The organism is Salinarimonas sp. (assembly GCF_040111675.1).
In the GTDB taxonomy this organism is placed as follows: domain Bacteria; phylum Pseudomonadota; class Alphaproteobacteria; order Rhizobiales; family Beijerinckiaceae; genus Salinarimonas.
On the sequence record NZ_CP157794.1, the window covers coordinates 2,238,412 to 2,252,612 of the forward strand.

A 14,201-nucleotide genomic window follows, 5' to 3' on the forward strand; every position below is an offset into this window, starting at 1 on the left:
CCACGTCCTTAACCGGGTCGTTAACCGCGACGCTTTACAAAGATCGCGCGGCGCGCGGTTTGCGCCGCGGAGGCGTCGGCGTTTTGCGCGTGCATCGATCCGAATCGCGATTCCGCCGGGCGAGGCTGTCCGGCCCGAGCGTGGCGCTCGCGCTCGCCCTCGCGGGCGTCTCCCCGCTCGCACTCGCTCTGGCGCTCCCGCAGCCGGCTTTCGGCCAGGAGAGGCCGTCGGAGCGCCCCTGGGCGCAGGCCCGCGCGAGCCAGGAGCCGGGCTACGGCCGCATCCGCCTCGATTTCCAGCGGCCCGTCGCGGTCTCCGCCCGGTCCGAGAACGGCGTCCTGGTGATCGGCTTCGACGAGCCCGTCTCGATCGCCCGCGAGCGGATCGCGGAGGAGATCCCCTCCTACGTCTCCATCGTGCGCCGCGACCCGGACGGGACGGGCCTGCGCATGGCGCTGTCGCAGAACTTCACGGCGAGCGTCCTGCCCGCCGGCGAGATCGTCTTCATCGATCTCCTGCCCGAGGCCTGGCGCGGCCTGCCGCCGGGCCTGCCGGAGGACGTCGTCGCCGAGCTCGCCCGGCGCGCCCGCGAGGCGGAGGCGCGCTTCGCCGCCGAGCAGGCCCAGCGCCGCGCCGGCGAGCCGGTCGCGATGCCGGTGCGCGTCGCCGAGCTTCCGGGCCTCTCGCGACTGGTCTTCGCGACGCCCGCCGGCGTGCCCGTCGAGGCGCGCAGCGAGGACCGTCGCATCGCGCTCCTGTTCGACGCGCGCCTCGCCCTCGATCCCGAGCGTCCGCTCGCCGCCGTCCCCGGGATCGCGGCCGTCGAGGAGGACGACACCGGCGAGGCGCTCTACGTGCGCGTGGTGCTGGAGGAGGGCTACGGCGCCCGCGGCTTCCAGGAGGCGGACGGCTTCGTGCTCGACATCGAGCCGCGCGGCGAGACCGCGGCGGCCGGCGGCGCGGACCCGGTGCGCGCGGCGCTCGGCCTCGTGCCGTTCCTGCCCGGCAACGACCGGGCCGCCCCGCCGCCGACCGCGCCGACGCCGCCCCCGCGCCGCGATTCGAGCGCATCGGAGGCCGCCTCTCCGGCGCCGGACACCGCGACCGCGCCCGTTCCGGCGCCAACCCCTGCGGTCGCGCGCGCCGAAGAGCCCACCGCCGAGGAGCCCAGCGCAGACCCCGCGCCGGCGCCGGCCGGCGATCTCCCTCCCACGGTCGGCGTCGACGAGGACGGCCTGCGCATCGCCTTTCCGTTCGAGGCGACGACCCCCGCCGCCGCCTTCGCCCGCGCCGGCTCCGTGATCGTCGTCTTCCAGACCCCTCGGACGCTGCACCGGCCGGATCTCGCCGGCCCCGCCGGCGACTACGCCGTGGTCGAGGAGATCGTGCGCGAGGGACCCTTCGTCACCGCGCGCCTGCGCCTTCCGGAGGCGCGCGTCGCGCGTCTGGCGCCCGAGAACGGTCGCTGGGCGCTGTCCATCGGCGCCCCGGCCGCGGCCGCGCCCGAACCCGTCGCGGTCGGCTCGGTCGTCGATGACGCGGGCCGCAGCGCGCTCGCGCTCGACCTCCTCGACGCCACCGGCGTGCACTGGATGCGCCTGCACGAGGGCGGCGAGCGGCTCGCCGTCGTCACCGCGCCGGCGCCCGCGCGCAACACGCCCGCGACCCGCCGGTTCGCCGAGCTGGAGCTGCTGCCGACGGCGCACGGCATCGTCGTCGCGGCGCTCGCCGACGACGTCGTCGTGCGCGCCGATCTCGACGGCGTCCACGTCACCCGTGGCGACGGGCTCTCGATCGCCTTGCCCGATCTCGAGAGCGAACGAGGCGGGCAGCCCCCGATCGATCCGGTCCTGCCGCGCGAGGCGTGGATGGAGGCTCAGCGCGGCTCGGTGCTGCACAGCTACCGCGAGCGGCTCACGGCCGTCGTCGACGCCCCCGCCCGCGAGCGCAGCGCCGAACGCCTCGACATGACGGTGGCGCTTCTCGCCAACGGCCTCGCGGTGGAGGCCGCGGGCGTGTTCCGCTACGCCCTCCAGGAAGATCCCGAGCTCGCCGAGAGCACCCGCGTGCAGCTGCTGGACGCGATCCTCGCCGCGAGCCGCCGGCGCTACGAGGAAGCGGAGGCGCTGCTCTCGAGCGTGGCGCTCGCGGACAAGCCGGAGGCCGTTCTCTGGCAGGCCTACGTCGATGCGAAGCGCGAGCGCTGGCAGGCGGCGCATGCGGGCTTCCGCCGGGCCGGGCGGATGATGGACCTCTACGCCGACGACCTGCAGGGCCGCATGCGCCTCGCGGCGACGCGGGCCGCCATCGGCATGCGCGATTTCGGCTATGCCGACGATCAGCTCTCGGACATCGCCATGCTGCATCCGGGCGCCGTCCCCACCGAGGAGGTGGATCTCCTGCGCGCGCTCGTCGACAAGGAGACCGGGCGCACCGATTTCGCGTATGCCGAGCTCACGCGCCTCGCCGAGGAGGCGTCCCGTCCCATCGCCGCCGAGGCGGAGCTCGCCCGCATCGAGCTGGGCCTCGCGCTGGGCGAGATCACGCCGTCCGACGCCATCGCGGCGCTCGAGCGGCTCGGCATCGCCTGGCGCGGAGGCGATGTCGAGATCGCCGCAATGGGCCTGCTCGGGCGTCTCTACGCCGCGGAGAACCGGTGGCGCGAGGCCTTCTTCACCGCGCATTCCGCCAACCTGATCTACCCCGACCACCCGACCACGCTCGCGCTGCACGAGGAGACGGCGCGCGCCTTCGACCAGCTCTTTCTCGAGGGGCGCGACGGCGATCTCGACGAGGTCGAGACGCTGGCGTTGTTCTTCGACTTCAAGGAATTCCTGCCCGTCGGGCGGCGCGGCGACGAGATCGTGCGACGCCTCGCCGACCGGCTGGTGGCGCTCGGCCTCCTCGACAAGGCGGCCGAGCTCCTGGCCCACCAGGTCGAGAACCGGCTCGAGGGCGCCGGGCGCGCCGCCGTGGCCGCGCGGCTCGCGACCATCCACCTCATGAACCGCCATCCCGCCGACGCCCTGCGCACGATCGAGGGCACCCGGATCGCCGAGCTGCCGCGGTCGGTGCGCCGGATGCGCAACCTCATCGAGGCCCGGGCGCTGTCCGATCTCTCGCGCACGGATCTCGCGCTCGAGGTGATCGCGGCGGAGCGGGGGCCCGAGATCGATCGGCTGCGCGCCGACATCTGGTGGACCGGCCGGCGCTGGCGCGAGGCGGGGGAGGCCCACGAGGCGCTCGCCGGCACCAGCTGGCAGGACGATCGCGAGCTGACGGCGCGCGAGCGTACCGACGTCCTGCGCGCGGCGCTCGCCTTCACGCTCGGCCAGGACGAGATCGGTCTCGACCGGCTCAAGGCCAAGTTCGCCGACAAGATGATGGCCTCCGCCTCCGCCGACGCCTTCGCCCTCCTGGGCGACCCGGACGCGCTCGCGACGGCCGCCTTCCGCGACGCGGCGCGCGCGATCTCCAACGAGGACACGCTCGCCGACTTCCTCGCCGCGCTCGAGGCGCGCTACCCGGACGAGGCGCTCTCGGTGGCGCCGGCGATCGTGGTCGATCCCGCGCCGGAGCCCGAGCCGCCCGCCGCCGAGCCGCCCGCCGAGGCGCCCGCTCCGGAAGCGCGCCTCGACGACGGCCGCAGCGTGCTCTGACCGCGGCTATCCGCCGCCGTAGCTCTGCACGAGCGAGCCCGCCACCAGGCTCCAGCCGTCCACCAGCACGAAGAAGATCAGCTTGAACGGCAGCGAGACCGTGATCGGCGGCAGCATCATCATGCCCACCGACATCAGGATCGACGCGACCACGAGGTCGATGATGAGGAAGGGCACGAAGAGCAGGAAGCCGATCTCGAAGGCCCGGCGCAGCTCCGAGATCATGAAGGCGGGCACCAGCACGTGCAGCCCGAGCTCCTCGGGCGTGGCGGGAACGGGCTCGTTCGAGAGCCGCACGAAGAGCTCGAGATCCCGCTCGCGGACATGGGCGAGCATGAAGGTCCGGAACGGCGCGATGCCGCGCTCGAACGCCTCCTCCGCCGCGATCTCGTTCGCCAGCAGAGGTTCGATCCCCGCCTGATAGGATTCGCGCAGCGTCGGCGCCATCACGAAGGCGGTGAGGAACAGGGCGAGCGAGATGATCACGCCGTTGGGCGGCGCCGTCTGCGTGCCGATGGCCGAACGCAGCAGCGAGAGCACGACGACGATCCGGGTGAACGAGGTGATCATCACCAGGATTGAGGGCGCGAGCGCGAGGACCGTGATCAGCGCGACGAGCTGCAGCGCGCGCTCGGTGACGCCGTCGCCCTCGCCGAGATCGAGGGTGATCGACTGCGCGAGCGCCGGCTCGGCCACGAGCGCCAAAACGAGCGCGAGCGCCGCAGCGAGGCCGGCCGCCGCAAGGCGGGGCCGAGCCCTGCGACGCAGGGTGCGCACCGTCGCGCCGAGGTCGAAGCCTGTCATGTCCCTGGTGATTCGCCGATTGCCGCCACGTTCGCGACGCTGCGCAATCGACGGCGGCGACGCAAGCCGCGCCGCCGCCTAGGCTCTGGACAAGATCAGGTCTTGTTGTCGCTCCCCGGCGCCCGGCCGAGCAGGCGGGCGAACTCGGCCTCGATCTCCTCCACCGAGAACGGGTCGATGGGCTTCGCCGCCGGCTTCTCCGGCTCGCGCGCGGTCTCGGGTTCGGGCTCCGGCTCCGGGTCGGGTTCCGCCTCGGCGGCGCCGGCTTCCTCCGGAGCCGGCGGCGGAGCCGCCGCCGTCTCCTGCGCGCGACGCAGCGCCGGCGGCTCCGCCGGTTCCGGCTCGGGCTCGCGTTCGGGCTCGACGGGCTCCGGCTCGGGCTCCGGCTCGGGCTCGACGGGCTCGGGCTCGACGGGCTCCGGCTCGGCGGCCTCCGGCTCGGCGGCCTCCACCGGCTCGACCTCCACCGGCTCGGGCTCGGCGGCGGAGGGCTCGGCCTGGGGCACGATCTCCGCATCGGCCGGCGACTCGGGCCCGGTGTCCAGGCTCTCCTCGGGCTCCATGCTGAAGCGCGGCGGCTCGGTCCGGACCGGCTCGCCCGACGGCTCGTCGGCCCCGAAGCGCGCCAGGGCGGCGTCGGCCGCGATCCGCTCCGCCTCGACGCGCTCGTTGCGCGCCGGCTCCGGCGCGGGAGGCTCGCGGGGCGTCTCCGGCGTCGGCTCCGGGCTCGGCTCCGGACCAGCCGGCGCCTCGACGGGCGGCGGCGGCGCGGGCGGGATCGGCGGCGCCGGCGCGATCGGCCCGGCCGCGCGCGGGGGCGGCTCGGCGGGCTGCGTCTCGCCCGCCTGCGGGCCGCGCGCCTCGGCGGGACGGCGCAGGAGGCTCGCGAAATCGAATTCCGAGCCGGCCCCCTCCCGCTGCGCCGCGCGCGCCGTCGATTTCGCCTCGGCGGGCGTGGCCTCGGACGCCGGGCGGCGCGGCTGCGCGCCGGGCGGCAGCGGCCGCTTCAGCGCCTCCTCGAGCTGGCGCGCCATGTCGGAGAGGACCGCCGCGTCCTCGGGCGCGGCGGGCTCGGGCGTCGCTCGCGGCGGCGGAGCCGGAGGCGTCGGCGTCGGCGGCGACGGGGGCGCGGCGGGGCGCTGGGGCGGCCCCTCGAAGCGCGGCTCGCGGCGCGTGGGCGCATCCGGCGCCGGCTCCGGCGGCAGGGTGGGAGTGGCGCGCGAGCGCGACGGCGTCGCGACGCCCGTCGCGGCCCGGGCGAGATCCATCAGCCCCCGGCGGGGCGGCGGAGGCGGCGGCTCGGGCGCGACGGCGGGTTGGGGAGCGGGGGGCGTCGGCGGTGCGGGAGGCGCGGCCCGCGCCGGGGCGGCGGGCGAAGGCCGCTCCAGCGGAGGCCGCTCGAGAGAAGGACGCTCGGTGAGGGGGCGAGGCGCTTCCGGTGCGGGCGGCGGTGTCGGCGCGGCCGCCTCGGGCGCCTCCGGCAGCACCACCTCGGGCGCCTGCGCGGCGACGGCCGCGTCCGAGACACGGCTGCGGTCCCGCGCCTCCTCGGGCGTCGGCACGTAGGCGGCGCGCGCTTCGGCGGCCCGGACGGGCTCGCCGATCGGCCCGGCCACGGCCGGCTGCGGAGGCTGCGGCGGAACCGGCGTCGCGGGGGGCGCCGCCGCGAGGGGAGCCGGAGCCGGCGCGCCTGCCGGGGCCTGGGCGGCGCCTGCCGGGGCCTGGGCCGGGCCTGCCGGGGCCTGGGCCGGGCCTGCCGGGGCCTGGGCGCCGCCTGGACGCTGCATCGGGCGCGGCGGGGCGCGGCCGATGCCGGTCTCGACCACGACGTCGTTGGGCCCACCGATCAGCAGCAGGTGCTCGACGCCGTCGCGGCGCAGGAGGACGAGCTGACGCTGGCGGTCGAGATCGTAGACGTCGACGATGCCGAGGCGCGGCTGCTTGGCCTTGCCGGAAGCGAGCCCCTGGCCGCCGACCCGGCGCCCGAGAAGGCGCGGCGCGAGCCAGGCGAACAGGGCGAGGAGCCCCATCACGACGGCGAAGGCGATCAGGTACTGGATGAGGGACGTGTTCTCGAAGCCGAGCATGGCAGGTCTTCGCGCTCTCTACTGAACGGCGTCGCCGGCGGTGCTGCGCGCCGGCCGGAAAGCCGCCGCGCGCCGGCCGGAGGCGCGTCTACCGTTTCGCGCCCGCGAGCGCGGGTCGCACCATAACCATCGAGCGGTTAACAGGGAACCACCGATGACGGTCCTCCCCTTAACGCGCCGTTAACCATCCTGGCGGCAATTTTTGCCCAAGGCGCGGCCGGAATCGGGCCGAGCGCCGACACGCCGACCGTCGAAGGAGCGAGACATGAGCGCAGCCGGGCTACCGCTCATCGAGATGCTGAAGACGCGCCTGCACTGGCATCAGGCGCGCCAGAAGCTGCTCGCGGAGAACGTCGCCAACGCCGACACGCCGGGCTTCGCGCCCCGCGACGTCGCCGAGCCCCGCTTCGGCGCGGACGGCCGCGCCGTGGCGCAGCGGCTCGAGCCCGCGCGCACGAGCCCGATGCATCTCGCCGCCGCGGGCGGGCCCGCCCGCGGCGTGTCCGAGACGGACGCCCTGCGCTTCGAGACGCGGCCCTCGGGCAACGCGGTCAATCTCGAGGAGGAGATGCTGAAGGTCGCCCAGAACCAGGCGGACTACCAGCTCGCCGCCTCGCTCTACGAGAAGAGCCTGGCGATGCTGCGCACGGCCGTCGGCCGGCGCTGAGTGAAGGAGCGCGACCATGGACTTCCTGAAGACGATCGCGGTCGCGGCGTCGGGCCTCAAGGCCCAGTCCGGCCGCATGCGGATCATCGCCGAGAACCTCGCCAACGCCGATTCCACCGCGTCCCAGCCCGGGGTCGACCCGTATCGCCGCCGCGTCCCGACCTTCGTCGAGAAGCTCGACCGCGAGCTGGGCGTGCGAACGGTCGCGCTCGGTCGGGTCGTTGAAGACCAGAGCGAGTTCCGCACCCGGTTCGACCCGGGCCATCCCGCCGCCGACGAGGAGGGGCAGGTGCAGCTGCCCAACGTCTCCTCGCTGGTCGAATCGATGGACATGCGCGAGGCGCAGCGCAGCTACGAGGCGAACCTGAACCTCGTGAACGCGACGCGCCGCATGCTCTCGCGCACCATCGACATCCTGCGCGCGTGACGCCTGAGACGGAGGGCGAACCATGTCCAGCAACCTCTTCGCCGCAAACGCCTACGCCTCGGTCCAGGGCCTCTCGCAGGGGCTCGGGCAGCCCAACGCCGCCGGCCGCCTCGGCGGCGCCGGGGGCGAGCGCCCGGATTTCTCGGCCATGCTCCAGGGCGCGGTCGGCTCCGTGGCCGAGGCGGGCCAGGCCGCCGAGGCGCAGGCTGCGGCCGCCGCCGCGGGCCGCGCCGACGTCGTCGACGTCGTCACCGCCGTCGCCGAGAGCGAGGCCGCGCTCAACACGCTCGTCGCCGTGCGCGACCGCGTGATCCAGGCCTACGAGGAAATCATGCGCATGCCGATCTGAGATCGGCGCGCCCGCACGTCACAGCAACGAGAGAAACGACGCCCCATGACCGGCATGGCCATCCTCGACATCGCCCGCGACGGCATCATGACCTTCTTCAAGGTGGGGGCGCCGGTGATGCTGATCGCGCTGGCCGTGGGCCTCGCGATCTCGCTGCTGCAGGCGCTCACCCAGCTCCAGGAGCAGACCCTGGTCTTCGTGCCGAAGATCATCGCGGTCTTCGCGTCGCTGCTGATCATGCTCCCCCTGATGAGCGACGCGCTCGCCGGCTACATGACCCGCGTCGCCGAACGCATCGTCGCGGGCGGATGATGGCCGGCGCGGGGGCTCTCGTCGCGGCGCGCGCGGGACGCGCGAATCGCATACCGTCGCCGCGCATGGAGCTGCTTTCGCCCGAGACGGCCTCGACCTTCCTCCTCGCCTTCGCGCGGGTGGGCACGCTCGTCATGCTCCTGCCGGGCATCGGCGAGCAGCTGATCTCGCCGCGCGTGCGCCTCGCCTTCGCGGTTCTGCTCACCATCGTGGTCTATCCCGCGGTGAGACCGCTCGTCGCGTCCGAGAACGGCCTGCCGGGCGCCCCCACCGTGGCGCTGCTCCTCTCCGAGATCCTGGTCGGGCTCATTCTCGGGCTCGCGGTGCGCATGGTGATCGGCGCCCTGCAGACGGCCGGCACCATCATCGCCCAGCAGATGGGCCTCGGCTTCGCCATGACCGTCGACCCCACCATGGGCGGCCAGCAGACGGCGGTCGGCAACTTTCTCTCGCTGCTCGGCATCACGCTGATCTTCGCCACCGACCTGCATCACCTCGCCATCGCCGCCGTGCGGGCGAGCTACGACATGCTTCCGCCCGGCGGGCTGCCCGAGGCCGGAGACGTCGCGCGGCTCGGCATCGAGGCCGTGGGCCGCGGATTCGCGCTCGCCGTGCAGATCTCGGCGCCCTTCATCGTCTTCGCCATCCTGTTCAATCTCGGGCTCGGCGTGCTCTCGCGGCTGATGCCGCAGCTGCAGGTCTTCTTCCTGGCGCTGCCGGCGACCATCCTCGGCGGCTTCCTCGTGCTGCTCGTCGTGGTCGGCGTGATGATGAGCGTCTTCCTCGGCGACCTGCGCGCCTTCCTCTCCCTCATCTCCGGCCTCTAGGAGCGCGCCCGTGGCCGACGAGAGCACCGAGCAGGACGATCGCACGGAAGAGCCGACCCAGCGAAAGCTGGATCAGGCCATCGAGAAGGGCGAGGTCGCCAAGAGCCAGGAGATCACGACGCTGTTCGTGCTCGGCGGCTTCGCGCTCGCGGCGATGATGACGTCCGGCTTCACCGCCGAGCGCCTGCTCGAGGGCATGACCGGCTTCTTCGCCAACGCGCACCAGGTGAGCGAGGGCGCGGGCCACCTCTTCGTCATGCGCGAGGCCTTGGTGATGATCCTGATCGCGCTCGCGGCGCCCTTCGGCATCTTCCTCGTCGCCGGCCTGATCGGCGGCGGCATCCAGCACCGGCCGCTGTGGACCGTCGAGCCGCTCACCCCGAAGCTCGAGCGCATCAACCCGGTCTCGGGCTTCAAGCGCGTCTTCGGCATGGAGGCGCTCGTCAACTTCGCCAAGGGCCTGCTCAAGATCGCCATCATCGGCGCGCTGGTGGCCGCGATCCTCTGGGCCGAGCGCGCGCGCATCGACACGCTCGTGCAGATGGAGCCCTCGCTGCTGTTCGTCGAGGTCAAGGACCTCTCGGTGAAGCTGCTGGGCGGCGTCCTGGCGCTGTTCTTCTTCGTCGCGATCGGCGACGCGCTCTACCAGCGCTTCTCCTGGCTCAAGCGCCAGCGCATGACGCGGCGGGAGATCAAGGAGGAGTTCAAGCAGACCGAAGGCTCGCCGGAGGTGAAGGCGAAGGTCCGCCAGATCCGCATCGAGCGCGCCCGCCGACGGATGATGGCCGCCGTGCCGGAGGCGACGGTGATCGTCACCAACCCGACGCACTACGCGGTCGCGCTGAGATACGAGCGCGGCATGCCGGCGCCCGTCTGCGTGGCGAAGGGCGTCGACGCCCTCGCCCTCAAGATTCGCGAGAAGGCGCGCGAGCACGACGTTCCCATCGTCGAGAACCCGCCGCTGGCCCGCGCCCTCCACGCGACCGTGGAGATCGACCGTGAAATCCCCGTGGAACATTACGCCGCCGTGGCGGAAGTGATCGGTTACGTCTTGCGGCTCAAGCGCCGTCGGGCATAAGCGAGAGAGTTGACAGGCGATGACTGCCATGGCTCAGACGAGCGACAAGCCCCTCCGCGCGGTGGAGCGCACCGACAGGCCGGGGAGCATCTGGCTCCTGGTCGCGCTCGCGCTCGTCCTGCCGGCGGCGTTCTTCGGCCTCTCCTTCTTCACGAGCGAGCAGGCCCAGCCGCTGATCACGGCGCTGCTCGCGCTGCTCGCCATGGCCGGCGTGTTCTTCGTCACCGCCTACGCCATCGGCGCGCTGCACTTCGCGGGGCAGGGCGCGCGCAACGACCTGACCAAGGCCATGGCGGACACCTCCTCGGAGGGCCTCGTCGCCGTGGAGGCCGACGGGCGCATCGCCTACGCCAACGAGGCCTATCTCTCGTTCGCGGGCGCGGGGGACCTCTCGGACGTGCGCACCGTCGAGCGGCTCTTCGTCGGCGCGCCGGAAGTGTCCGAGGCGATCTACCGGCTCGCCCAGGCCGCCCGCGAGGAGCGGGCGCTCGCCGAGGAGATCCGCCTCTCGCCGGCGCTCGGCGGGCGCGCCGATTACGGCTGGTACCGCGTGCGCGTGCGCCCGCTGCCGCGTCCCGGCGGCAAGCCCGCCGTGCTCTGGTCCATCGCCGACGTGACGCACGAGCGCGAGCGCCACGAGAACGTCTTCCAGGAGCTCCAGCACGCCATCGACTACCTGGATCACGCGCCCGCCGGCTTCTTCTCCGTCGAGCCCGACGGCTCCGTCGCCTACATGAACGCGACGCTCGCCGCCTGGCTCGATCACGACCTCGCCAAGGTCGGCTCCGGCGGCCTCGCGCTCGACGACATGGTGCCCGGCGACGTGGCGACGCTGCTCGCGTCCGTCGACGGCGCGCCGGGCGAGGTGCGCACCGAGAGCTTCGACATCGACATGCTGCGGCGCGGCGGGCAGGCGCTGCCGGCGCGCCTCTACCACCGGGTCGCCTTCGGCATGGACGGCGAGCGCGGCGCCTCCCGCACCCTCGTGCTGAACCGCTCCGCCGGCGAGGAGAGCTCGGCCGACGCCCAGCGGGCGGCGGAGGTGCGCTTCGCGCGCTTCTTCAACAATACCCCCATCGCGATCGCGACGCTCGGGCGCGACGGGCGCATCCTGCGCGCCAACGCCCCCTTCGTGCGGCTGTTCGGGACGATGCCCCGCGCCGAGCCCGGGGGCGAGGAGCCGAGCCTGCTCGACCGCGTGCTCGAGCGCGACCGCGAGGCGCTCGCCGGCGCTCTCGACGCGGCCGGCGAATCCCGCGCGGCCGAGCCCGTGGAGATCACGGTCGCCGGTCCGAGCGAGCGGTCCGCCCGGATCTGGACGAGCCCCGTGAGCGAGAGCGACGGGGAGGGCGAGGCGGCGATCGTCTACGCGCTCGAGACCACCGAGCAGCGCCAGCTCGAGACGCAGTTCGCCCAGGCGCAGAAGATGCAGGCCGTGGGCCAGCTCGCCGGCGGCGTCGCGCACGACTTCAACAACGTGCTCCAGGCCATCATCGGCTACTCGGACCTGCTTCTGGCGAACCATCGGCCGACCGATCCCGCCTTCCAGGACATCATGCAGATCAAGCAGAACGCGAACCGGGCCGCGAGCCTGGTGCGGCAGCTGCTCGCCTTCTCGCGGCGCCAGACGCTGCGGCCGGAGGTGCTCGATCTCGGCGAGACCATGTCCGACCTGACGATGCTGCTCAAGCGCCTCTTGGGCGAGCGCGTGGAGCTCGACCTGCGCCACGGGCGCGACCTGTGGCCGATCAAGGCGGACGTGCACCAGCTCGAGCAGGTGGTCATCAACCTCGCCGTCAACGCCCGCGACGCCATGCCCGACGGCGGCCGGCTCACCATCCGCACGGCCAACGTCGCCGCCGAGGAGGCCGGCCGGCTCGAGCGCCGAGGCATGCCGGCGGCGGACTACGTGCTCATCGAGGTCGCCGACACCGGCACCGGCATCCCGCCCGCGGTGATCGACAAGATCTTCGAGCCCTTCTTCACCACCAAGGAGATCGGCAAGGGCACCGGGCTCGGCCTCTCGACCGTGTTCGGCATCGTCAAGCAGTCGAACGGCTTCGTCTACGTCGATTCGAAGCCGGGGGAGGGCGCGTCCTTCAAGGTCTACCTGCCGCGCCACGTGCAGACCTCCGCCGAGGTCGCCGCCGAGCGCCTGGACGTCTACAAGCGCCCCGCCGCCGACCTCACGGGCCAGGGCGTCGTCCTCCTCGTCGAGGACGAGGACCCCGTGCGGGCCGTCAACGCCCGCGCCCTCACCGCCCGCGGCTACACCGTGCTCGAGGCGGCCTCGGGCGTCGAGGCGCTCGAGGTGATCGAGGAGGCGGAGACGCCGGTCGACCTCGTCGTCTCCGACGTGGTGATGCCCGAGATGGACGGGCCCTCGCTCCTGCGCGAATTGCGCAAGACCCGTCCCGACCTCAAGGTCGTGTTCGTCTCCGGCTACGCCGAGGACGCCTTCAAGAAGAACCTGCCCGAGGGCGAGGACTTCGCCTTCCTGCCCAAGCCCTTCACCTTGAAGCAGCTGGTCGAGACGGTGAAGGAGACGATGGCGCGCTGACGGGCGGCCGGCGGGCTCCCGGCGGCGGCCTGCGCGCAAGCGTCGCGGCGGACGCCTTTCCTGTGGATGCGGGAGGCGGCGAGACGCGCGGGACCGCGTCGCGCCCCGCCCTCCCGGACCTTGCCTGTGCGCAAGCGGCGAGCCCGAAACGCGCGCGCGGGCCCGGCCTCGCGCCGGCGCGGAGCGCGCCCGCGCATGAACGGGCCTTTCTCGTTCTCATTTCGTTTTAGTGCTTGCATGGGGGAACAAATCGGGTACTTTGGTGGTGTCGACGCCGCGTTGAGATTCGTCTCCACCCCGTGCAATAAGGGATTCGCGATATGGCTCAGACCTCGCTGAGGCTGGTGGAAGGTTCCTCCATGGACAAGGACAAGACGAAGGCGCTCGACGCGGCGCTCTCCCAGATCGAGCGCGCCTTCGGCAAGGGCTCGATCATGCGGATGGGCAAGAACCAGCAGCCCGTCGAGATCGAGACCGTCTCCACGGGCTCGCTCGGGCTCGACGTCGCGCTCGGCGTCGGCGGCCTGCCGCGCGGGCGGATCGTCGAGATCTACGGGCCCGAATCCTCGGGCAAGACGACGCTCGCGCTCCACACGATCGCCGAGGCGCAGAAGAAGGGCGGCGTGTGCGCCTTCGTCGACGCCGAGCACGCGCTCGATCCGGTCTATGCGAGGAAGCTCGGCGTCAATCTCGACGACCTGCTGATCTCCCAGCCGGACACCGGCGAGCAGGCGCTCGAGATCACCGACACGCTGGTGCGCTCCGGCGCGGTGGACGTGCTCGTGGTCGATTCGGTGGCGGCGCTCACGCCGCGCGCGGAGATCGAGGGCGAGATGGGCGAGGTGCAGCCGGGGCTGCAGGCGCGCCTGATGTCGCAGGCCCTGCGCAAGCTCACGGGCTCGATCTCGCGCTCGAAGACCATGGTGATCTTCATCAACCAGATCCGCATGAAGATCGGCGTCATGTACGGCTCGCCCGAGACCACGACGGGCGGCAACGCGCTCAAGTTCTACGCCTCGGTGCGCCTCGACATCCGCCGCACCTCGACGCTCAAGGACCGCGACGAGGCGATCGGCAACCAGGTGCGCGTCAAGGTCGTCAAGAACAAGGTCGCCCCGCCGTTCAAGCAGGTCGAGTTCGACATCATGTACGGCGAGGGGATCTCCAAGGTCGGCGAGCTGCTCGATCTCGGGGTGAAGGGCGGCATCGTCGAGAAGTCCGGCGCCTGGTTCTCCTACGACAGCCAGCGGCTCGGTCAGGGCCGGGAGAACGCCAAGACCTTCCTGAAGGACAATCCCGACGTCGCCCAGCGCATCGAGACCGCCATCCGCCAGAATTCCGGCGTGCTCGCCGATCGCATCCTGGACGAGGCGACGCCGACGGCGGAGGATCTCGACGAGGGCGAGGCCTGATCGCGGCGCGCGCTCCAGG

The 14,201-nt window shown here is 73.0% G+C and carries 11 protein-coding genes; 9 read left to right on the forward strand and 2 right to left on the reverse strand.

Annotated elements, in window-relative coordinates; all coding sequences use genetic code 11:
* Positions 1-140 precede the first annotated feature (140 nt).
* Positions 141-3,659, forward strand: coding sequence for a hypothetical protein (locus ABL310_RS10370; RefSeq protein ID WP_349371599.1), 3,519 nt, complete (start codon positions 141-143; stop codon positions 3,657-3,659).
* A gap of 6 nt (positions 3,660-3,665) precedes the next feature.
* On the opposite strand, the gene fliP is transcribed toward ABL310_RS10370, so the two are convergent.
* Positions 3,666-4,463, reverse strand: a complete 798-nt coding sequence (fliP, locus tag ABL310_RS10375) for a flagellar type III secretion system pore protein FliP (protein ID WP_349371600.1) — start codon at positions 4,461-4,463, stop codon at positions 3,666-3,668.
* Positions 4,464-4,558: 95 nt separating this feature from the next.
* Positions 4,559-6,550 carry a hypothetical protein gene (locus ABL310_RS10380; RefSeq protein WP_349371601.1) on the reverse strand — a complete coding sequence of 664 codons (1,992 nt, stop codon included), beginning with the start codon at positions 6,548-6,550 and terminating at the stop codon, positions 4,559-4,561.
* A gap of 265 nt (positions 6,551-6,815) precedes the next feature.
* Between ABL310_RS10380 and flgB the strand changes: the two genes are divergently transcribed.
* The 8 genes from flgB (at position 6,816) to recA (ending at position 14,182) form a co-directional block, all read left to right on the forward strand.
* Positions 6,816-7,217 (forward strand): flagellar basal body rod protein FlgB, encoded by a 402-nt coding sequence (gene flgB, locus ABL310_RS10385; RefSeq protein WP_349371602.1) that lies wholly within the window; start codon positions 6,816-6,818, stop codon positions 7,215-7,217.
* 16 nt (positions 7,218-7,233) lie between these two features.
* Entirely contained in the window at positions 7,234-7,644 is a 411-nt protein-coding gene (flgC, locus tag ABL310_RS10390) for a flagellar basal body rod protein FlgC (RefSeq protein WP_349371603.1), read from the forward strand.
* Positions 7,645-7,666: 22 nt separating this feature from the next.
* Complete coding sequence (locus ABL310_RS10395; protein ID WP_349371604.1) at positions 7,667-7,993, forward strand: flagellar hook-basal body complex protein FliE; 327 nt, start codon at positions 7,667-7,669, stop codon at positions 7,991-7,993.
* Between the two features lie 45 nt (positions 7,994-8,038).
* The gene (locus tag ABL310_RS10400; RefSeq protein ID WP_349371605.1) at positions 8,039-8,305 is read left to right on the forward strand and encodes a flagellar biosynthetic protein FliQ; all 267 of its coding nucleotides are present in this window, start codon (positions 8,039-8,041) and stop codon (positions 8,303-8,305) included.
* Positions 8,306-8,370: 65 nt separating this feature from the next.
* The gene (gene fliR / locus ABL310_RS10405; protein WP_349371606.1) at positions 8,371-9,132 is read left to right on the forward strand and encodes a flagellar biosynthetic protein FliR; all 762 of its coding nucleotides are present in this window, start codon (positions 8,371-8,373) and stop codon (positions 9,130-9,132) included.
* Between the two features lie 10 nt (positions 9,133-9,142).
* Complete coding sequence (gene flhB, locus ABL310_RS10410; protein ID WP_349371607.1) at positions 9,143-10,210, forward strand: flagellar biosynthesis protein FlhB; 1,068 nt, start codon at positions 9,143-9,145, stop codon at positions 10,208-10,210.
* 28 nt (positions 10,211-10,238) lie between these two features.
* Positions 10,239-12,770 carry a cell cycle histidine kinase CckA gene (gene cckA / locus ABL310_RS10415; protein WP_349371608.1) on the forward strand — a complete coding sequence of 844 codons (2,532 nt, stop codon included), beginning with the start codon at positions 10,239-10,241 and terminating at the stop codon, positions 12,768-12,770.
* A 320-nt stretch (positions 12,771-13,090) separates the two neighbouring features.
* On the forward strand, positions 13,091-14,182 hold the full coding sequence (recA, locus tag ABL310_RS10420) for a recombinase RecA (RefSeq protein ID WP_349371609.1): 1,092 nt from the start codon (positions 13,091-13,093) through the stop codon (positions 14,180-14,182).
* The last annotated feature ends 19 nt before the right edge of the window (positions 14,183-14,201 follow it).

Excerpts from the sequence above, each read along its gene's own strand:
- flgB (WP_349371602.1), top strand. The coding sequence starts at position 6,816 with ATGAGCGCAGCCGGGCTACCGCTCATCGAGATGCTGAAGACGCGCCTG.
- ABL310_RS10400 (WP_349371605.1), top strand. The coding sequence starts at position 8,039 with ATGACCGGCATGGCCATCCTCGACATCGCCCGCGACGGCATCATGACC.
- recA (WP_349371609.1), top strand. The coding sequence starts at position 13,091 with ATGGCTCAGACCTCGCTGAGGCTGGTGGAAGGTTCCTCCATGGACAAG.
- fliP (WP_349371600.1), bottom strand. The coding sequence starts at position 4,463 with ATGACAGGCTTCGACCTCGGCGCGACGGTGCGCACCCTGCGTCGCAGG.
- ABL310_RS10380 (WP_349371601.1), bottom strand. The coding sequence starts at position 6,550 with ATGCTCGGCTTCGAGAACACGTCCCTCATCCAGTACCTGATCGCCTTC.
- ABL310_RS10395 (WP_349371604.1), top strand. The coding sequence starts at position 7,667 with ATGTCCAGCAACCTCTTCGCCGCAAACGCCTACGCCTCGGTCCAGGGC.
- flgC (WP_349371603.1), top strand. The coding sequence starts at position 7,234 with ATGGACTTCCTGAAGACGATCGCGGTCGCGGCGTCGGGCCTCAAGGCC.
- fliR (WP_349371606.1), top strand. The coding sequence starts at position 8,371 with ATGGAGCTGCTTTCGCCCGAGACGGCCTCGACCTTCCTCCTCGCCTTC.
- cckA (WP_349371608.1), top strand. The coding sequence starts at position 10,239 with ATGGCTCAGACGAGCGACAAGCCCCTCCGCGCGGTGGAGCGCACCGAC.